The organism is Paenibacillus sp. EB106-05-06-XG162, assembly GCF_058791655.1.
The window spans coordinates 392,165-412,693 of sequence record NZ_JBYTDT010000001.1; the positions used below are offsets into that span (position 1 = coordinate 392,165).

General features: G+C 44.3%; 22 protein-coding genes. 19 read left to right on the forward strand and 3 right to left on the reverse strand.

What is annotated here, in order from left to right:
• Positions 1-70: 70 nt before the first annotated feature.
• The 5 genes from AC3WU2_RS01415 to thiI all read left to right on the forward strand — a co-directional run bounded on the left by AC3WU2_RS01415 (position 71) and on the right by thiI (position 4,157).
• Positions 71-304, forward strand: a complete 234-nt coding sequence (locus AC3WU2_RS01415) for a DUF1540 domain-containing protein (protein ID WP_492450646.1) — start codon at positions 71-73, stop codon at positions 302-304.
• The gene (locus tag AC3WU2_RS01420; RefSeq protein WP_492450648.1) at positions 301-645 is read left to right on the forward strand and encodes a hypothetical protein; all 345 of its coding nucleotides are present in this window, start codon (positions 301-303) and stop codon (positions 643-645) included. The genes AC3WU2_RS01415 and AC3WU2_RS01420 overlap by 4 nt, the downstream gene beginning before the upstream one ends.
• A gap of 225 nt (positions 646-870) precedes the next feature.
• Entirely contained in the window at positions 871-1,584 is a 714-nt protein-coding gene (locus AC3WU2_RS01425; RefSeq protein ID WP_492452146.1) for a lytic transglycosylase domain-containing protein, read from the forward strand.
• A gap of 126 nt (positions 1,585-1,710) precedes the next feature.
• Positions 1,711-2,862 carry a cysteine desulfurase family protein gene (locus AC3WU2_RS01430; protein WP_492450650.1) on the forward strand — a complete coding sequence of 384 codons (1,152 nt, stop codon included), beginning with the start codon at positions 1,711-1,713 and terminating at the stop codon, positions 2,860-2,862.
• 8 nt (positions 2,863-2,870) lie between these two features.
• Positions 2,871-4,157: a tRNA uracil 4-sulfurtransferase ThiI gene (thiI, locus tag AC3WU2_RS01435; RefSeq protein WP_492450652.1), complete on the forward strand. Its 1,287-nt coding sequence runs from the start codon at positions 2,871-2,873 to the stop codon at positions 4,155-4,157.
• A 66-nt stretch (positions 4,158-4,223) separates the two neighbouring features.
• On the opposite strand, the gene AC3WU2_RS01440 is transcribed toward thiI, so the two are convergent.
• On the reverse strand, positions 4,224-4,910 hold the full coding sequence (locus AC3WU2_RS01440; RefSeq protein WP_492450654.1) for a TerC family protein: 687 nt from the start codon (positions 4,908-4,910) through the stop codon (positions 4,224-4,226).
• A gap of 140 nt (positions 4,911-5,050) precedes the next feature.
• On the opposite strand from AC3WU2_RS01440, the gene AC3WU2_RS01445 reads away from it, so the two are divergent.
• From AC3WU2_RS01445 to AC3WU2_RS01485, 9 genes are all read left to right on the forward strand, one after another.
• The gene (locus AC3WU2_RS01445) at positions 5,051-5,716 is read left to right on the forward strand and encodes a TerC family protein (protein WP_018756711.1); all 666 of its coding nucleotides are present in this window, start codon (positions 5,051-5,053) and stop codon (positions 5,714-5,716) included.
• A gap of 137 nt (positions 5,717-5,853) precedes the next feature.
• On the forward strand, positions 5,854-6,339 hold the full coding sequence (locus tag AC3WU2_RS01450) for a hypothetical protein (protein WP_018756710.1): 486 nt from the start codon (positions 5,854-5,856) through the stop codon (positions 6,337-6,339).
• Between the two features lie 162 nt (positions 6,340-6,501).
• Entirely contained in the window at positions 6,502-8,343 is a 1,842-nt protein-coding gene (typA, locus tag AC3WU2_RS01455) for a translational GTPase TypA (RefSeq protein ID WP_379342610.1), read from the forward strand.
• Between the two features lie 77 nt (positions 8,344-8,420).
• Positions 8,421-8,723, forward strand: coding sequence for a YlaH-like family protein (locus AC3WU2_RS01460; protein WP_018756708.1), 303 nt, complete (start codon positions 8,421-8,423; stop codon positions 8,721-8,723).
• Between the two features lie 32 nt (positions 8,724-8,755).
• Complete coding sequence (locus AC3WU2_RS01465; protein WP_379342613.1) at positions 8,756-9,031, forward strand: hypothetical protein; 276 nt, start codon at positions 8,756-8,758, stop codon at positions 9,029-9,031.
• A gap of 35 nt (positions 9,032-9,066) precedes the next feature.
• Positions 9,067-10,092 carry an LCP family protein gene (locus AC3WU2_RS01470; protein ID WP_492450658.1) on the forward strand — a complete coding sequence of 342 codons (1,026 nt, stop codon included), beginning with the start codon at positions 9,067-9,069 and terminating at the stop codon, positions 10,090-10,092.
• A gap of 126 nt (positions 10,093-10,218) precedes the next feature.
• A complete protein-coding gene (locus AC3WU2_RS01475; protein ID WP_492450660.1) occupies positions 10,219-10,671 on the forward strand; it encodes a pyridoxamine 5'-phosphate oxidase family protein in 453 nt (150 codons plus the stop codon).
• Between the two features lie 171 nt (positions 10,672-10,842).
• Positions 10,843-12,174: a PhoH family protein gene (locus AC3WU2_RS01480; RefSeq protein WP_492450662.1), complete on the forward strand. Its 1,332-nt coding sequence runs from the start codon at positions 10,843-10,845 to the stop codon at positions 12,172-12,174.
• A 126-nt stretch (positions 12,175-12,300) separates the two neighbouring features.
• A complete protein-coding gene (locus AC3WU2_RS01485; protein WP_492450664.1) occupies positions 12,301-13,587 on the forward strand; it encodes an extracellular solute-binding protein in 1,287 nt (428 codons plus the stop codon).
• A gap of 26 nt (positions 13,588-13,613) precedes the next feature.
• Here AC3WU2_RS01485 and AC3WU2_RS01490 read toward each other — a convergent pair whose 3' ends face one another.
• A complete protein-coding gene (locus AC3WU2_RS01490; RefSeq protein ID WP_492450666.1) occupies positions 13,614-14,696 on the reverse strand; it encodes a coiled-coil domain-containing protein in 1,083 nt (360 codons plus the stop codon).
• A gap of 101 nt (positions 14,697-14,797) precedes the next feature.
• Here AC3WU2_RS01490 and AC3WU2_RS01495 point away from each other — a divergent pair, with 101 nt between their 5' ends.
• Entirely contained in the window at positions 14,798-15,952 is a 1,155-nt protein-coding gene (locus tag AC3WU2_RS01495; RefSeq protein WP_492450668.1) for a class I SAM-dependent methyltransferase, read from the forward strand.
• 80 nt (positions 15,953-16,032) lie between these two features.
• Here the strand turns inward: AC3WU2_RS01495 and AC3WU2_RS01500 are convergent, their stop codons facing one another.
• On the reverse strand, positions 16,033-16,269 hold the full coding sequence (locus AC3WU2_RS01500) for a DUF2626 domain-containing protein (protein ID WP_018756700.1): 237 nt from the start codon (positions 16,267-16,269) through the stop codon (positions 16,033-16,035).
• 329 nt (positions 16,270-16,598) lie between these two features.
• Between AC3WU2_RS01500 and AC3WU2_RS01505 the strand changes: the two genes are divergently transcribed.
• From AC3WU2_RS01505 to AC3WU2_RS01520, 4 genes are all read left to right on the forward strand, one after another.
• A complete protein-coding gene (locus tag AC3WU2_RS01505; protein ID WP_018756699.1) occupies positions 16,599-17,255 on the forward strand; it encodes an RsfA family transcriptional regulator in 657 nt (218 codons plus the stop codon).
• Between the two features lie 122 nt (positions 17,256-17,377).
• On the forward strand, positions 17,378-18,325 hold the full coding sequence (locus AC3WU2_RS01510) for a ketopantoate reductase family protein (protein WP_492450671.1): 948 nt from the start codon (positions 17,378-17,380) through the stop codon (positions 18,323-18,325).
• A gap of 32 nt (positions 18,326-18,357) precedes the next feature.
• Positions 18,358-18,744 (forward strand): DUF3397 domain-containing protein, encoded by a 387-nt coding sequence (locus tag AC3WU2_RS01515; protein ID WP_018756697.1) that lies wholly within the window; start codon positions 18,358-18,360, stop codon positions 18,742-18,744.
• A gap of 91 nt (positions 18,745-18,835) precedes the next feature.
• Positions 18,836-20,515 (forward strand): peptide ABC transporter substrate-binding protein, encoded by a 1,680-nt coding sequence (locus AC3WU2_RS01520; RefSeq protein WP_492450673.1) that lies wholly within the window; start codon positions 18,836-18,838, stop codon positions 20,513-20,515.
• Positions 20,516-20,529 lie beyond the last annotated feature (14 nt).

Consider the following 20,529-nt stretch of genomic DNA (forward strand, 5'->3'; position numbering starts at 1 on the left):
TTTGAAAGACCTCTAATATTTACTTGTTTAGTGCACCGCAATGCAGGGTAACTTGTAATTGGGGTGATAAATGATGACAATAACCAAACCAATTGTAAATTGTAGTGTTGCGAACTGCAGTTACTGGGCTGCAGGGAACAAATGTCATGCACAATCCATCATCATTGACATTGATGCGAATGCACAAGCTCAATATGATGCCGAATTCGCTGCGGACTTCGGTTCGAAATCGCCTGAGAAAGCGCCTACCTCATCCGTCACATGCTGCCACACGTTCAAGCACAAAGAGGGTGGATCCAAGTGAAGAAGAAACGTAACGGATCTCACCATGTGAAGGACGAACATCGCGGACGCGTAGAAGACAGGGAAGAATACAGTGCGGAAGTTGCACCAGGCGCTTGGGTCGAGAAGGATGATATGGGCCGTACTGCTCGTGAAGATGCAGATGCAGGCGCAGGGGTGAGCTTGGGCTGGATTGCTCTTGTGTTTGCGATCGCTTCATTATTTTTCTGGCCTGTCATTATGGGACCAACGGCTGGTATCCTTGGCTTTTATGCTTATCAGCAAGGTCAGCGTGGCTTAGGTAGTTGGTCGATGATTCTTGGTGGGATTGCATTTTTTGTATTTGCATTCTTTATACGGTAATAAGAGCAACGAGGCGACATAATAAATCGCCTCGTTGTTTTTTTATGAGCATATCATTTTTATGTCTGGGGTCCCCTGCAATGTACTTGGTTGTGCTTCAAAGTCAAATCTCCACGTTGTGGGTTATTTTATGTCGAAAAATAGTGGTTCTAGCCATCGAAAAAGTGTACAATAATAGCAATGTTGTCTTTATTGAACTCATATCAATAAGAATGGGGAGAAATGATGCAAATCGATCCGCGCTTGATGAAGCAAATGATTCAGATGCAAGTGATGAACAATATTGATTTGACAGGTACGGCATTAGAGAGTACTACGGTACCGCAGGGTTCAAGTAATGACTTCGGTGCAATGCTGGAGCAGCTGTTGATGAATTCTGAGGGTATTCCCGCGACTTCCTCGACTTCGAACCTGAGTTTGAACACATTAGCTAATTTAAGTCCGTCATGGGATCAGGCATCATCGATTTCTGCGGATGGAATGAGCGGAATGAGTGATTGGAAATCGCAGCAGCCTACGATCACAACGGAATATGATGGTCTTATCCGTCAGGCCAGCCAGAAGTATGGCATTAGTGAGGCCTTGATTAAGGCGGTTATTAAGGTGGAGTCTTCCTTTAATCCAGATACGGTGTCTTCCGCTGGAGCGAAGGGGCTCATGCAATTAATGGATGCAACAGCTCGCGGTCTTGGGGTTAGCAATTCATTTGATCCTGCGCAAAACATTGATGGAGGTACACGGTATCTCAGTTATCAACTGCGTCGATTTGATGGACAAGAGAAGCTAGCGCTTGCAGCTTACAATGGCGGGCCGAATCGTCTAGCACGACTTGGTATTCAGACCGAGGAAGATTTGATGGCGAAGCTTCATTTGCTGCCGAAGGAAACACAGAACTATTTGCATAAAATAGATAACGCACTCCGTGCTGTTACGGTGTGAGGCTAGCTCTATAACAGGATAAGGATTCAATGACGGATCAAAATGAGGTATTCCTCATTCTTTGATCCTTTTCTTTGTATATCACATTGGGATGGTTTATGTGCCCGCAAGAGAGGAAGAACATTCATGCTATACTTTGATCATTGTGCTTCAACACCACCCTATGATGAGGTCGTTCAAACGTTAAGTGAAGTGATGCGGATGCAATATAGCAATCCATCTTCGATTCATCAAGCTGGACTTGCAGCGGAGAAGCTCGTAACGAGATCCCGTGAAGTTATTGCAGCGGCATTAAAAGTAAGTCCGGATGAAATCCTATTCACATCTGGAGCGACTGAGAGTAACAATATCGCAATTCAGGGTGCAGCGCTCAAGAAGAAGAGCCGCGGGAATCATATAATTACAACGGGCATCGAGCATTCCTCTGTCTATGAATGCTGTCGACTCATGCAGCGTCAAGGGTTCGATGTTACGTATTTACCGGTTGATGCATCGGGATGCATTCGCCTTGAAGATTTACAGGCAGCCATCACCGAACAGACCATTCTCGTGAGTATCATGCATGTGAATAATGAGATGGGCAGCATTCAACCCATCGCCGAGATTGGAAAATTATTAAGCGATTATCCTCGAATCATTTTCCATGTGGATGGGGTTCAAGGACTTGGCAAACTTCCTGTTCAGTTGAAGGAATGGGGCGTAGACCTCTACAGTATTTCTGCGCACAAAGTAAGAGGGCCTAAAGGTGTTGGCTTGTTATATTGCCGAGAAGGCGTGCAACTCCAATCCTTATATGCAGGTGGCGAACAAGAGCGGGGCTTGCGACCAGGAACATTGAACGTACCTGGTATCGTAGCGATGGCAAAGGCCATTCGGATGACGATCGAACGTCAGACTGAAGCCGTGGAGAAAATGCTGCAATTAAGAAATCAGTTGATTCAGGTCGTTGATTCGATTCCTGAGCTGGTGTTGAACTCAGGGAGAGATACAGAACGCGCAGCACCACATATTGTGCATTTCTCCTATCCGGGCATGAAGCCGGAAGTGATTATCCATATGCTTGAAGAATCAGACATTATGGCGTCCACCCAATCGGCTTGTTCTTCGAAGGATTTGAAGCCAAGTCGAGTACTCCTAGCGATGGGGTGCAATGAAGCGCGTGCTGCAGGTGGGATCCGAATCAGTCTAGCCGCGGAACAAAGTGAACAGGATATTGCAACATTAGAAGCGGCGCTCCGTATCATTGTGACGAAGTTGAAGCCGCTTGAGAGGGGATAATACGTTTCATGAAATACGATATGTTAATTCTTCGTTTCGGCGAAGTTACGCTGAAAGGCAAGAATAGGACGAGATTTGAAAATACAGCATTGAGCCATGTACGTCGTCTAGTGGCGGCGTTCCCAGAAGTTGAGGTACGTAAAGAATATGGGCGCATCTACGTTGAACTGCATGGTATAGAATCCGATCAAGTGGTGCCGCGTCTGCAGAATGTCTTTGGCATTAATTCGATTTGTCTTGTGAAGCGGGCCGAATCTGAGCTAGAGCATATCCAAGCAGTTGCACTGGAGTTCATGCATGAAGTGATGGAACGCCACGGAGAAGATGCGATCATTCCATTTAAGGTCAGTGCTCGACGTGTGTGGAAAGGATTCCCGCATGGATCTCAGGAAATGAATCATCTAATCGGAACACCGATTTTACGGACGTTCCCAGCATTGAAGGTAAACGTAAATCAGCCTGTTGTAGATCTGCGGATCGAGATTCGTCAAGATGGTACGTATATTTATCATGAGGTGGTTCAGGCAGTCGGTGGGTTCCCACTAGGGTCAAACGGAAAAGCGATGCTTTTATTATCCGGAGGGATCGACAGTCCAGTCGCAGGGTGGTCCGCACTTCGTAGAGGGCTTGAAATCGAATGTGTGCATTTCCATAGCTATCCGTTCACGAGTGAGCGAGCACAACAGAAAGTGCTTGATCTGGCGAAGGTTCTCGCTGGATTCGCGGGCAAGATCAAAGTGCATATGGTGCCTTTCACAGAAATTCAGACGCGGTTCACACAGGTAGGTCATGACAACCTCATCATTACATTGATGCGGCGTTCGATGCTTCGGATTGCGACGAAACTTGCGGAGCAGCATCGCGCGATGGCACTCGTGACCGGCGATAGTCTGGGACAAGTGGCAAGTCAGACGCTAGGCAGTATGAATGTCATTGGCAAGGCAACGGATATTCCGCTGCTCAGACCGCTCGTGATGATGGATAAGAATGAGATCATCGATATTTCTGTAAAAATCGGAACGTATGATTTGTCTATCCTGCCATTTGAGGATTGTTGTACCTTGTTCGTGCCGAAATCACCAGCTACAAATCCGAATTTGCGAATTGTTGAGCAGATCGAAGCGCATATTGAAGGTCTCGATGCGCTCATCGATGAAGCGGTTAAAAATACGGAGACTATCGTTCTTCGTGATGATATCGATGAGGAGAGCAGTGCGGAGAAAGAAACAGTGACTGCGGACTTTAAAGGTAGTAACGAGCCGACAACGAAGCTGATTGAGGATAGTTGGTTTTAGAAATTTTATATGAATATCAAAAGGGCATCCCGATGGGATGCCCTTTGTGTTTTGATTCATTGCGTGTTATGCATTTTGCTGTTCACGTCGGTGTTGGGCGTTCTTGAGCAATCTGCCGACGAGAAGAACGACAGCAACTATAATCAAGATGAAAGTCCACTTGAGACCAGGAGATTCTGCAAAGAACGGATGTATCTTTTTCTCCTCCGTAATCATCTTCGCGGCATTATATGCGAGCACAGCCGAACCGAAGTAGATGATCCATGGGAATCGGTCGATTAATCGAATGAATACGGTGCTTCCCCATACAACAATCGGTACACTGATGATGAGACCAATTGCGACGAGCAGTGTATGCCCTTGAGCTGCTCCAGCTACGGCGATCACATTATCAAGACCCATCGCGGCATCGGCGACGATGATTGTCCACACCGCTGCCATGAGTGAGGTTCCGGGCTTGATATTTTCTTCTTCCGTATGATCGGCTAATAGTTTGACGGAGATCCATAGGAGCAAGAGTCCTCCAACGAGCAATAACCAAGGGATTTGCAGCAGCTTCACGACTATAATTGTAGCGAATATTCGGATCAGCACGGCGCCTAAAGTTCCGAGAACAATCGCTTTCTTTTGCTGTTTCACATCGAGGTTGCGTGCAGCCATTCCGATGACGATCGCATTATCACCTGCGAGGAGCAAGTCTACGAATACGATGTTGGCTAGTGCGATAAAAAAATCTAAGCTAAATAATTCCACGTCTATCACTCCTCTGTCTACCCTTCTGGCACTTTTTTATGGATAGAATTTATGGTATTGAAATTCAAGTCCTATTAAGGGTCCATATTTAAGCATAGCTTGACTCTCTCCTACATACAAGTGTAAAAGGGGGTGAGCTGTTGGAAAATATATTTTTACTTCTCGAAATATTGATTATTAACATGGTTCTGAGCGGTGATAATGCGGTTGTGATTGCCATGGCGAGTAAGAACCTGCCCGTGTCACAGCGTAGACAAGCGGTGTGGTGGGGGGCTTTCGGCGCGGTGATTCTTCGTTGCATACTGACCGTTGCAGCCATGTTCCTACTGGACATTCCCTTAATTCAGGCGATCGGTGCTTGTCTACTGCTCTATATTGCGGTAAAGCTGCTTATCGATGAAGAGACTTTGGGACGCGTAAAGTCTGCTTCGAGCTTGTGGCTGGCGGTCCAGACGATTCTCATCGCTGACTTCGTCATGAGTTTAGATAATGTGCTTGCGATTGCAGCTGTAGCTAAAGGAGATTTTCCTCTTATTATTGTCGGGATTGCACTGAGTATTCCGATTATCGTCTGGGGCAGTACGATGATCATGAACTTACTTCATCGATATCCGGTGCTGATCTACCTCGGTTCTGGCATCCTAGGATTCACGGCAGGCCAAATGCTCATGGAAGACCCGAAAATGCAAGAATGGCTATTTCATGACTGGGTACCTGCTCTATATACGATAGTTCCCGTGCTGCTTGCTTTTATTGTAATTTCCATTGGGCTTGCATTCAAACGTAGACAATCCTACTCGCATTAATTTTTCATTCTGCAGGAAGTGCCTGCGGAATTTTTTTTTTGTGGCGGTGGTTTTTTTGAAGAAGTTCAGATAAACTAAAGGTAGAATCTGTCGCTTTTTGTCTTGTCCAAATGAAGATATTGACTGGGGGTAAGGGGATGACGAATAAACAGCAGGGACTAGGGATCGGTATCTTATTTGTAGGTATCGTAATCTTGCTGGGCAAACTGGGTGTATTTAACTTTATCGGCGAAGTGTTCTGGCCGTTATTTATATTGATACCCGGCATTCTATTGCAGTTCCTATACTTCTCGAGAGTGCTGCCTGCAGGAATACTCATACCCGCTGGAATACTTACGACGTATGGTCTAATATTTCTCATCTGCAACCTGGCAGGTTGGGAATCGCTTCAATATCTATGGCCGTTCTTTATTTTTGGCGTCGCCGTAGGCTTGTATGAATATTATGTGTTTAGTCAGGACCGACCGCATGGCGCTTATATCGCCTCCTTGATCTTAACGATCATTACCGTCGTCTTCTTGGCAGCGACGTTGCTGTGGACGATTGGGATTTATTTCATAGCTATTGGTCTTATTGTCGTTGGGCTTGTACTTGTCTTCTGGAAACGGAAAAGCAAATGGTAATCCTTGCATAACGCAAAATTCAGTTTGCATTTTTAATACAATTCCGTATAATTAAAGGGATATGTCAAGCGTCGGCATCTTGCCTGGCGCTTATTTTGTGTAAAGCATACCCTTTGGATTTACAATTAAATTTAAGATATTGAAAGGATTTGAACATTTCTTATGCATTCAAGAGAAAACATTCGTAATATCGCAATTATCGCACACGTTGACCACGGGAAAACGACACTTGTCGATAAGTTGCTACAGCAATCCGGAACATTCCGTGAAAATGAACAAGTAACAGAGCGCGCGATGGACTCCGGTGATATTGAACGTGAACGCGGAATTACGATTTTGGCGAAGAACACAGCCATTACGTATAAAGAGTTCTTAATTAACATTATGGATACACCAGGCCATGCGGACTTCGGTGGTGAAGTTGAACGGATCATGAAAATGGTCGATGGTGTATTGCTCGTTGTCGATGCATTCGAAGGATGTATGCCACAGACGAAGTTTGTACTTCGTAAAGCGCTTGAGAGCCAATTAACACCGATCGTTGTCGTGAACAAAATTGACCGTCCTAATGCTCGTCCTGCAGAAGTTATAGACGAAGTATTGGAGCTCTTTATCGAGCTAGGTGCAAATGATGAGCAGTTGGATTTCCCAGTTGTATATGCATCAGCATTGAACGGTACATCCAGCTTGGATCCAGAGCAACAAGATGAGAACATGCTTGCACTCTATGAGACGATTACTAGCCACATCCCATCTCCAACGGAGGATGTAACACTACCACTTCAGTTCCTCGTAACATTAATGGATTACAACGAATATTTGGGTCGTATTGCGATTGGTCGCGTGAACCGTGGAACGATTCGTCAAGGTCAATCGGTCGCTGTTATGACACGTGAAGGTCAGATGAAGCAAGCGCGTATCGAGAAATTGTTCGGCTTCCAAGGCTTAAAGCGTATTGAAGTTGAAGAAGCGGGTGCGGGCGACATTATCGCGATTGCTGGTATCAAGGATATCAACATTGGTGAGACCATTGCAGATCCTGCGAACCCTGAAGCATTGCCAGTCCTCAAAATCGATGAGCCAACACTTCAAATGACATTTATCGTAAATAACAGTCCATTCGCTGGTCGTGAAGGGAAATGGGTAACATCCCGTAAGCTTCGTGAGCGTCTATTCAAAGAACTTGAGACAGACGTAAGTTTGCGTGTCGATGAGACAGATAGCCCAGATGCATTCATCGTATCGGGTCGTGGTGAGCTTCACCTTGGGATTCTAATTGAAAATATGCGTCGTGAAGGTTTCGAGCTTCAAGTATCCAAACCTGAAGTTATCATCCGTGTTGAAAACGGCGTGAAAATGGAGCCAATCGAACGTTTGTTGATTGATATTCCAGAAGAGAGCATGGGTTCCGTTATGGAGAGCCTTGGATCACGTAAAGCGGAAATGGTCAACATGATTAACCATGGAAATGGCCAAGTACGTCTTGAGTTCCTTATCCCAGCTCGTGGATTGATCGGATATCGTACGAACTTCCTAACACTAACACGCGGTTACGGCATTATGAACCATGCATTCGATAGCTATGGACCGCTTGTTACAGGTCAAGTTGGTGGACGTCACCAAGGCGTGTTGGTATCCAGTGAGAACGGTACGTCGACATTGTATGGTATTCTTTCGATCGAGGATCGTGGGATTCTATTCCTGCAGCCGGGTTCAGAAGTATATGAAGGTATGATCGTGGGTGAACACACACGGGATAACGATATTATCGTGAATATCTGTAAAGAAAAACAATTGAACAACATTCGTTCAGCAGGTAAAGATGATACCGTCAAAATGAAAACACCTCGTTTATATACGCTTGAGCAAGCATTAGAGTACTTGAATGACGATGAGTATTGCGAAATTACGCCGAAATCCATTCGTCTCCGCAAGAAAATTCTGAACAAGAACGAGCGTGAACGTGCGGAGAAACACCGTAAAACGGCAGAAGCTAACGTCTAAGTGTGAGCGTGGATTTGAAATTCACACGGGCAGCATGAATCGAAGTTACATCTAATCAAGAAAGAGGAGTGAACAGCATGTTTCATGACTGGTTTGCTGCGCATCCGATTATATCTTTTCTAATCATTTATTGTTTCTTGGTGTATATCTTTAATAAAGTGTTTCGTGTTCGTAAATTGCCGATCCTCAAAGACGTTGTGATCTATTTGGTGATCGCAGTTGGAGCGTTTGTGCTGCTCGTGTTTCAAATTGATAAATTACCCATTATTCCTTGTCTAACGGTGGCTGTCGCCTTGATGCTAATGGTGCGCATTCGATATTTTGTCGAAGCGCGCCAGAAGCGTAAAAGCGCTGGACAACCCTCTGCGGATGGCAAGTAGGCTATAGTCAAAGGTTGAAAGGGGAATAAGGAATGAAGCTGCAGGATGCCTTGTTTAATTGGCTTCAAATTCGAATGGTTGCAGATGCAAGACCAGATGATCGCGCAGCAGTAGATACGGTTCAGTTCTTCGCCACGATTCTTCAAGAGGATCATGGGATGACTGAATTTGATATCGTCACGGTTGACGATACGATGGTACATATCAAGTATGTAATCGATGGAAAAGCGAAGAAACAAATGGTTCCACGCGAAAACGCTGAACAGTTGCTTCATGACATAAACTCGAACCCGAAATACAACGAATAATTACTGATTTAGCATTTGAAAAGGTGTTGTTGCAAATGAGTCCAGCTACTGGTCTCCCGCCGAGGGAGGGTCCAAAACGGAAACGTAGCGCTCAGAAGCCGAAGAAGCCCAAGAGTCCCGTGCGGAAAGTCTTTAAGATGTTGGGAATTCTGCTAATCGTCGGCATTCTAGCGGCTTGTACATATGTTGGTTATGTCGTCCACAAAGCGGATAAGGAATTAGATAATATTTCGACGGTGGTCGATGAGAAGCCTCTTCCTCCGGAAGAATCCGCCAAAGTGAAGCCGGTATCGATCTTGCTCCTTGGGGTGGATACACGTGAGGAATCTGGTGGTCTCAATACGGACGTCTTTATGGTTGCGACGTTAAATCCAGAGAGGAAGAGCGCGACAGTCGTCTCGATTCCTCGGGATACTAAGGTGGAGCTTCGAGGGTATAAATCCCATAAGATCAATAGTTACTATGCTACTTTCCGTTCGAAGAATAAAGACACAGCCAATGACGAGATCAAAGAAATGGTCAGTAAATATCTGGATATCCCGATCGATTATGTTGCTATGATTAATTTCAAGGGCTTTAGTGATGTGGTTGATGCGCTTGGCGGTGTCGATGTCAATGTCGACATGGACATGCGTTATATTGATACGGCGGATAATACGAATATTAATTTAAAGAAGGGCTTCCAGACCTTGAATGGCGAGGATGCGCTGGATTTTGTTCGTTACCGGAAATCCAACACGAAGAACCCGACGAAAGGTTCGAGCGACTTCGACAGAAACCGCAGACAAAGTGAAGTTCTTCATGAAATGATGCGTAAGTTGCAGAGCTTCGACGGGTTAACGAAGGTGCCGGCGATCATCGAGTCTGTTGGTAAGAATCTGAAGATGGATATTCAGAAAGAGCAAATTAAAGATATGATTACGACGTACATCACGATGAATAAGGATAATATTCAATTCATTCCGATCGAAGGAAAGTGGAAAAGTCCTTATGTCTATTTGGATGACGATAAGTTCGAAGCTGCCAAGCAAGCATTGAAGCAGCAGCTTAGCCTTCAATAATGATGTAACTTTATCGGGCGTAGGCATTTCTGCTAGTGGATGCAAATTTCTTCCTGTGCTATCATATAATTAATTAAAGGTTGTTCCAACATTCGCAACCGATAGGTTATAGGAGGCTAAGGTCCAATGGCAGAAGTGATTGATTCATTATCCGAAGCTTTGCTGAAGCAATTAGAAGAGGAATCCTTCGTCTTGTTAAGTACGGTTGATGCCGAATCGAGCGGTCCGACGACGAATGCTATTTCATGGGTTTATGCTGTGGATAACAAGACTCTGCGGTTCGCGATTGATCAGCGTTCTAGACTGATTGCAAATCTGGAGCAGAATCCGAAAGTTACGATATCGATATTTAGTATTGGTTCTCTTCACGCGGTATATGGGACAAGTGAGATCATCGCTGCCCCGCTCGCAGAGGTACCTATCAAGCTTGCTTGTGTGGAAGTGAAGGTCGACACGGTACGTGATGCGATGTTCTATGGCGCACGAATCTCTATGATTCCTGCATATGAGAAAACTTATGATAAACGTGCTGCGGACAAGTTAGATGGACAAGTTTTTGCAGCGATGCGTAAAGCCTAGTGAATTTTTCACTGGGCTTTTGCCTATTTAAGGGGCATGTTAACGGCTATTGCTTCGTATTATTCTGAGGAGAGGGTGATGGCCAGGTCTTTACCTCAATTGGATTGGCTCGATCATAAGAAAATGTATTACGCGATGCGGCAGTGATTACCACGCTTGGAGGCGGCGCAGATGAAGAAAATATTTGTGTTGGATACGAATGTATTATTACACGATCCCAATGCGATTTTTGCTTTTGAGGATAATGATGTCATCATTCCTGCGGTGGTATTGGAGGAGATTGATTCCAAGAAACGGAATGCAGATGAAATCGGAAGAAATGCAAGATATGTATCCCGGTTATTGGACAGTCTTCGTGAAAAGGGGCATTTGCATAGCGGTATCCAGCTGGATCAAGGCGGAACACTCACCGTGGAGCTCAATCATCGGAGCTTTGTTCGAGTTCAAGAAATGTTCGGGGAGATTACGAACGATAATCGAATTCTAGCGGTTGCCTTGAATTATCACATCGAAGAACAACAGACTGCTGAGCCGAGACTCGTCATTCTTGTCAGTAAAGATGTCTTGGTGCGAATCAAATCGGATGTTCTCGGGCTCAACACGCAGGATTATTTATCGGACCGCACGGTGTCGTTGACTGACTTATACCTTGGTAACTTAACGCTTCATGTGCACCCTTCCGTCATTGATGAGTTTTATACGTATCGGTTTTTAAATATTTCACAGCTGCAATTGAAGTACCCTCTGTATGCCAATGAATTCGTTATCTTACGCGATGAAATGGGTTCGAGCAAGTCAGCTCTACTGCGTGTCAATGCAGAAGCAACGAAGCTAGAGCCTTTATTCCTAAGCAATGACCCTATATGGGGCATCAGTGCTCGGAATGCGCAACAGCGAATGGCACTCGAACTGCTGCTCAATGATGACATTCCCCTTGTAACGATTACAGGGAAGGCTGGTACAGGTAAGACGTTGCTCGCACTTGCAGCAGGATTGATGAAAGTGGAAGATGAGCACAAATACAAGAAGCTGCTAATAGCTAGACCTGTCGTTCCTATGGGCAAAGATATCGGGTTTTTACCAGGGGAGAAAGATGAGAAGCTTCGCCCATGGATGCAGCCGATCTATGATAATTTGGAATACCTTTTCGACACGAAGAAAGCAGGGGATATTGATAAAATATTAGTCGGGCTTGGAAGTATTCAGGTCGAAGCATTGACTTATATCCGTGGGCGCTCGATTCCAGGTCAATTCATCATTATTGATGAGGCGCAGAACTTATCGAAGCATGAGGTGAAGACGATTGTCTCCCGGGTCGGGGAAGGTAGTAAAATCATTCTGATGGGCGATCCAGAGCAAATTGACCATCCTTATCTGGATGCGGCGAGCAATGGGCTGACTTATATCGTAGAACGATTTAAGCAAGAAGGGATTAGCGGTCATATTACGCTCGAAAAAGGTGAACGTTCGAAGCTCGCGCAATTGGCTGCTGATTTATTGTAAGGGTAGGGTGATATGATTGAAGTCTCTAAAAGTCTGCCTCGATTTTGAGGCAGGCTTTTTTGTAGGCGACAAATGCGTATAACCTTGCTAGAATAAAAGCATGAAAGTGGGGGCGGTGGAGAGTTCATGTCTAACAAAAGAAATACAATTATGCTCTTTGTTATGTTGCTCTTAATTCTTCTTCTATTAACCCCTATGAATGGTGTTACACCGAATCGAAATACGGAGAAGCGGGAGCAAGATACGAACCAAATTGCGGTTGAGCCATCTGGGGATCCGACAGAACGCGAAGAGAAATTATCGGTTTCGGTGAATCTGGAGCCTGATCAATTTGCGGTGCTGCAGACGATGAATCAGCAATATATGCGTGAACACCAGGTGGTTGTTGAACTTTCAAATACATATCCAGAAGATGCGTACCAACGATATGCAGAACAAGCTATGCTCGGAGATGCCACAGATGTTATGCTGCTGCAGAGTGAATGGGTGAACAAATTTGCTGTCTCAGGATATTTGCTGCCGGTAGACTCTTATTTCTCGGGAGTAGCAGCTTCTGAGCCATTAGATTGGATTATGAATCAAGTGAAGTGGAATGGATACATATGGGGGATCCCCAAAGACGTTGATCCTTATATTCTAGTATGGAACCCTAAGTTATTGAGGGAATTATCGATGGATCAGCTACCGAGCGAGAAGGAGGGATGGATCAACCTTGAGCGCCATTTCGCCAAATTGCCCAATGGTCCATATCTTATGGCGGCAGATCAGAATGATGGATATCAGATATTATCTTTATTGCGAAGATTAGGGAGTACGGGGGACATGTCAACATTGTTGGAGTCACTCCGTCCTCATCTCTATATGACGAAAGATTCGACAACGTTATGGGAAATGATGGCGCGCGGAGAGGTGCTGGCGATAGTATCAACGTTTTCCGCATGGCAGCAGCATCATCATGGAGAACTCAGCATCGAAGCTGTCAATCCGGCGCAAAATGGGAAAAGTTATTGGGCTCGGAGTCAGAGCTTCGTTATTTCTTCAAAAACACGATTGGAGAAGGAAGCGAAGGATTGGATTCAAGCGATGACAACTTCCAAAGCGCAAGAAGAAGTATTTCAAGAGTCAAGGATGCTTCCATCTTTGAAATATATGTATACGCCATCCTCGCTTCCTGCTTTACCAGGAGCAATTCGTGACAGGCTCGCTCAAGTGACAGATTTGGGAATAAAGAACTCACCATCACACGTTCAAGAGATGAAGAAACTGGGGCATGTCTTCGGTCAATACGTTCAGAACCTCGTTCCTATACAAACGCTTGCGATGCAATTGGAGTCGCTTGAGATGGACACGATTAAAAGTGTTGATCCACATGATGAGATTGAAAAGGGGACATCGACTATGGTTAATCCGTAGAAGGTGCCCCCGATTATGTATAACACTTATAAGCTCATTTTCAGTTTGACTTCCAAGGTGCCATCCTCGATCTTTACGCTTGTCGCTTGGATGAAGGAGACGAGTTTGGCAGGATAGAACCCAAGATCGAATTCTTTCTCTAGCGCTTGACGCGTCGTATCTGGAAGTTCAAGACCATTGAATAAAAGATGATCCACATGAAACAGGATGCAATTCTCTGGCGTACTCTCGACGGTATAATGTCCCTTAATTTCGACTTTGATCGCATTGCGTTCACCGTATGCGACGAGCTGGTCTTTCTCGAATCGAAATGCGAAATTTTTGAACATCTCATTTTTATTACGCAAGAATTGATTCAGATCCTCTTCTCGCAGATTGATGGTGTAATTGAGTCCATTAATGACAAGGCTGCCTTCGGTATTCTTAATGAGACTTGGCAAGTCCTGCATTGCATCCGAGAGGGCCTTGAAGTAAGATCGTACTTCATACATACCAATGTTCTGCCAGAAGCTTGTGAGTTCATCAATTAATTTCTTTAACTGCTCCGAGTCCGTACTGTGTGCGAGCTGATCATTTACTTCATTTTGAAGCGCTAATACGCGGGTACGCTGTTTGGTCAGATTCTCGAGAACTTCGGATAGTTTGGTCTGCTTCTCTTGGTAACGGAGCCCGAGCTTCTCGATGTCCTTGTATTCGGAGGCGAAAGTTGTCAGAATATCATGATCCTGCTCCATGATGATGGAGTAGTAGTCATAGACCAGGAAGAACTTCTCAAGGCTATCGAGGGATAAGATCGCTGCAAGCAGTGAATCACGGTCTCCCATATAATATGCACGTAATACTTGTCCGGCTTGCTTGCGTTTGATCTCGATTTGCTCTTTTTTTGCAGATAATTGAGCCTGAATGGCAGATGATTGCTCTTTTAGTGCATCAAGTTCTTTTTGAATACGCTCAATTTCATGATCGATTTCGACAATCGATAGGCTTTTCTCAAGAATTTGTCTGGTATCTTCATCTGTGGGCTCGGCGAGGATCAGAATGGGTTTCCATGTTGTAAATAACAGGACCATACAGAGCAAGCACGCAAGTCCGCGAATCCAATATTTCATCGGGTGTCCCCCTTAGCTTGGTCCATATAAATATATGAGAGTGAAATGAAATCATGACGGATTCACATTAACTTCAGCTTTCGGTAGAAAGGATGTCTCTCTTGTCTCATTATCAAGGAACAGATCAATTAATTCAATATATTCGAGATGAAATGAAAGATAATCCCATGCAGCGCATACCCTTTGGTCGATATATGGAGCTATGTTTATATCATTCAGAAGCAGGATACTATAAGACAGATCGTCCCAAGATCGGGAAGGAAGGCGATTTCTATACCAGCTCGAATGTAGGGTCATTGATGGGGGAAATGCTGGCAGCGAAAATTGCACTTATAATAGAAGAAGAAAAATTTCACAAGGGAAAGAATCAGCAGGTTCGTATAGTGGAATGGGGAGCGGGAACGGGCCGGCTTGGTCTTCAAATCCTTGAGTCACTTGAGATTAGCTATCCTGATATGTATCCCTATATTCAATACACGATTGTGGAGCAGAGCGATTACCACCGTCAGCTATCACAGAATCATTTGAACGCAGCGGGGAAACAGGCAGAATGGTGGACAGAAGCAGAATTTTATGATCGAAAAGATCAAAATCCCATGATCGTCATTGCCAATGAACTGCTCGATGCATTTCCTGTTGAACGGGTACGGTATCCCGGGATGGAACGAGGATGGGGAGAGCTCGAACAACAGTTTGTTCGCTGGGATGTGGAATCAGAGGCATTCGTGAGCCTGTGGAGCGATGCTGCGCCTGAAGTTGAAGAATATGTACAGCAGCATGTGTTAGGACAAGGGGTTCAGCTTCGACCCCAGCAAGAGTTAGAGGTCAATCTAGGTGCGTTAGCATGGATTCGGGACATGACTACAGTGATTCATCAGGGATATTGCATCGTGATCGATTATGGAGATCAGACGAGAGAGATTGCAGCAGCGCACCGGATGAAGGGAACATTGATCTGTTATCATCGGCATCTGGCACACGATAATCCATATATCAACGTAGGGGATCAAGATATTACCGCACACGTGGACTTTACTGCCATGGAATGCGTCGCTAAAGAATCTGGCATTACACGTGCTTTCTACGGTACCCAGAAGCAGTTCCTGATGGAGGCCGGACTGCTCCAGAAGTTACAGGATCATTACACGGCAGACCCGTTCGACCCCATTGCGAAGCGTAACCGAGCGATTAGACAGCTGCTATTGAGTGATCAAATGAGTGAATTGTTCAAAGTATGGGTGGGGCGAAAAGGATAAAATAACCCTAACAAATCTAAATCATAAAAAAACGATCGAACCGATGACGGTTTCGATCGTTTTTGGTATTTGCGTGTAGATTAAAAAGGTAAACCCATTTCAAAGACGGTCCAATAACTGAAACCGGTAAAGGTTACGATCATATATCCCCAGAAAATAAGAATATAGGTCTTTTCGGTGAACTTCAGGTAGCCCAGCAGTACAAAGAATGCAGTCTGCATGAAGAACAGTATTGCCATCTCCATCATATCTCCGGCGAATGCCATGAGCCCAATCATCAATGTGAAGAAGCCTAATACGCGAAACATACGTGCCATTATGTACATCCCCCTCTCTAACGCATCGACCATAATTTTCTAGTCCTATTATATCCTTCGCGATCTGAAGTGTAAATCAGGATTCGTGACGAAATAGCAAACTTTTATCATTATGGTGACATTTATTATTGATTTTTATACTTTGTCAAAAAATAGGTATGAGCCCCTGTTAATTTGGTTATACAAAATAGTAGAAAAAAGATTCTATGAACTCTACCAAGGGCATAGAGATGGAGTAAGCACATTTTTACCCCCGATTTATAAAAGCGGATGGAAGTTAGCTGCTTTGATATCGGTTTATTTTAGAATGTTGTTAGGAGGTTTATTGCATGACTGCCATTAGACAGGATGCATGGAGCGTTGAGGATGATTTGATTTTGGCTGAGGTGACTTTGCGTCATATACGCGAAGGGAGTACACAGCTGGCTGCGTTTGAAGAAGTAGGCGAGAAAATTGGAAGAACATCGGCGGCTTGTGGTTTCCGCTGGAACAGCTTTGTACGTAAGAAATATGAAACAGCGATTCAGAATGCCAAAGCACAACGACAAAAGCGGAATTACATGAAGAAGCAACCGATGATGGTCGAGGGAGCTCATGTTGCATCTCTGATGACGATGGAAGCAGCGGAAGAGACATCCTTTAAACACGAGAATATGAGTGAAGAATCGATATCGATTGATGCGGTTATTCGGTTTCTGCGTCAATGGAAGGGCGCCTATCAAGATGTGGGCCGTCAGATTAAATCACTCGAGAGAGAGATACGCGATAAAGAAGAGGAACTCTTGTATTTACGCAAAGAGAACGAACGTCTCTCCCGTGAAGTTAACGATGTCCAGACAGACTATCGTGTCGTAAATGATGATTATAAAGCCCTGATTCAGATTATGGATCGTGCACGTCGGCTAGCCTTTCTCTCAGAAGAGGAAGAAGAGAACAAGACTCGCTTCAAGATGGATGCGAATGGTAATTTAGAACGAATTGAATAGGTTGGAACGTAAAAAATCCTGAGTATCAGCGTGGTTGAAACGCGATTTACTCAGGTTTTTTGTGTTTTACACGCATCTTTGCTATATATATCTTTATAGTTGGACAAAGAGGAGAAAAAACCATGAACATACATATTGTTGGCGCAGGATCACTAGGGTTATTATTTGCTGGAAAACTAGGCCTTGCTGGGGCAAATGTGACGCTCTATCCACGTACGAAAAAGCAAGCAGATCAATTGAGAGAACAAGGCATCACGGTTATCTCTCATCAGCTTCAAACGGAGCAAAAGGTGTATGGCGTGAATATGAGGGCTTGGGACGAAATATCAGTTGCTTCAATGGTACAAGAAGGCGATTGGATCCTGGTAACCGTTAAACAAAAAAATATTGATGAACCGTTCGTGCAGAAGCTCTCTTTGCTTGCGGGGAAGCATGGAAAGATATGTTGTTACCAGAATGGTGTTGGACATATTGAACGGATGGAGAAGTATATTGAAGCATCGCAGATATATGCAGCGATTACGACGGAAGCTGCACGTCGAGATGCAATTGGAATCGTGACGCATACCGGGAGCGGTGAAACCCGAATTGGACAGATGAGGGGAGTTCTAAATTGGAAAAATATCGAAAATAGTCTTATGGAGTGGTTAAATCGAGCAGGATTCAGCGCGCAGGTGTCGAAAACCATCGATAAGGATGTTTATCGTAAGCTGATGATCAATGCCATCATCAATCCGCTGACTGCGATCATGCGAATTAAGAATGGTGAGTTATTGGACAAGCCGGAGCGTTTGCAGTGGATGAAGTGGTTGTATGATGAGATTGAGGCCGTGTTTCAGGCGAACCATATTCACTTGGGTGCTGACATGTGGGATCAAGTGCAGCATGTCTGTTCTGCGACAGCGGCGAATACGTCCTCGATGCTCAAAGATGTGCTAGCGGAATCGGAGACTGAGATCGAGTGGATTAATGGAAGTATTCTTCGTCTGGCGGCATCGACAGGAATAGAACCAATATATAATCGAGCGGTCTATACGCTTGTGCGTTCTTTAGGAGGGCCATACGCATAACCATCTTATTCTGGAGAGGAGAATCGAGATAGGTGAAGATATTTGGATTTTTATTACAGTTTTTGACCGTGCTGCCCTTCATTCCTTTTATCAGTATATGGTTGATTTATGGATTTATAAATGGGGATAATAAGAAAGCGTTCCGTCTTGCAATGGATGTAACAACCTTGTTCTTGGTGATTGTCGTCGCTACGATGTATAATACGATATTTGGTGGAAGCTTTGGGTTTTACTTGATTATACTGGTGCTCTTGATTGCGGGCGGCCTGCTCGGCGGGGCTCAGAACCGTAAAAGGGGCAAGGTTGACGCGTTGAAATTGGTGAAAACAATCTGGAGGTTGACATTTTTTGTCATGGCCTTTTTTTACATAATATTCCTGATCACGGGCGTTATTCGATATTCTATGCATATTGTCTGATAATTCTTTTAAATTAGACCTAGATTTTTTTGACCAGTGGATGTATACTAATTTTCAATTACTTAAAATATTTTTTTAGGGGGAGTCTAGTTTGAAAAGAAAAAGTTTACTTCTAGTTCTTACTTTGATTGTTGTCCTCGGGACAGTTCTGGCTGGATGTGGAGGCAAAACAGAAAAAAATGAAGCTTCTACAGGTACAGAACAAAAGAATGACTCCGATGCAGCTAAAGTAAGTAAAGGCGGAACATTCCGCATGAACTTGCATTCCGAGCCGCCTAGTTTAGACCCTGCACAAGCGCAAGATAATACTTCGGGCACTGTGCTTAACGCGATCTTCTCTGGTTTAACTGAAATGGACAAAGATGGTAATGCAATTCCAGCGGCAGCAGAGAGCTGGAAAGAAGATGGTAACAAGATCACTTTCAACCTTCGTAAAGATGGTAAATGGAGCAATGGTGATCCTGTAACAGCACATGATTTCGAGTATGCTTGGAAACATGTATTGGATCCGAAGACACAACCGGCACCACCATATGCATACCAATTGTTCTACTTGAAGAACGGTGAGAACTATAATGCAGGTAAAGCAGATGCAGCTTCCGTTGGTGTTAAAGCTGTTGACGATTACACACTAGAAGTCGAACTTGAGAACCCAACTCCTTACTTTATTAGTTTGACATCTTTCTATACGTTTATGCCTGTTCACAAATCGGCACAGACGAATCCGAAGTGGGCAGCAGATGCAAACACAATTATCTCGAACGGCGCGTTCAAAATGGCTGCTTGGCAGCATAACGGCTCCATCGAGCTTGCGAAGAACGAGAACTACTTTGCTGTTAACAAAGTCAACTTCGATAAAGTTCAAATGGCGATGATCGATGCATCCGCGACTGAGCTTAGCATGTATCAAACGAACCAATTGGACTACACAGGCAACCCGACAGGTGAGCTTCCTACAGACCAAATTCCTGTATTGAAGAAATCCTTGCCGAACGAGTTTAAAGTACAAGGTATCGCAAGTACGTATTACTATGTATTCAATAACACGGTTGAACCTTTCGATAACGCTAAGATCCGTAAGGCATTTGCTATGTCGATCGATCGTCAACAAATCGTTGATAAAGTAACACTAGGCGAACAAATTCCAGCATTTGGCTTTGTTCCTCCGGGTATTAAAGGTGAATCCGCTCAATTCCGTGATGAGCATAAAGATTCCGAGTTAATGAAGCCGGATTACGCTGAAGCGAAGAAATTGCTTGAAGAAGGTATGAAAGAAAAAGGTTACACAACGCTTCCACAAATTACATTGATCCACAACCAAAGTGACGGTCATAAGAAAATTGCGCAAGCAGTTACAGATATGTGGAAACAAAACTTGGGCGTAACGGTTAAAGTTGAGTCCCAGGAGTGGGGCGTATTCCTTAAGAACCGTACGAATGGTAACTACCAAATTGCACGTTCTGGTTGGGGCGCAGATTACAATGATCCAATGACATATTTAGATATGTGGGTTACTAAAGGCGGTAACAACGATGCGAAGTTCTCTAACCCTGAGTACGACAAATTGATCAAAGAAGCAAAAGCATCAAGTGATAATAAAGTTCGTATGGAAAACTTTGCGAAAGCGGAAAAAATCTTGATCCAAGATAATCAAGTTATTCTTCCGATTTACTACTACACAACCATTGGTCTTGTGAAGCCGAACCTCAAAGGTATGTTCCATGACTTTAACGGTAGCATCCACTTCAATAACGCTTACTTCGATAAATAAACATCTCAAGATTT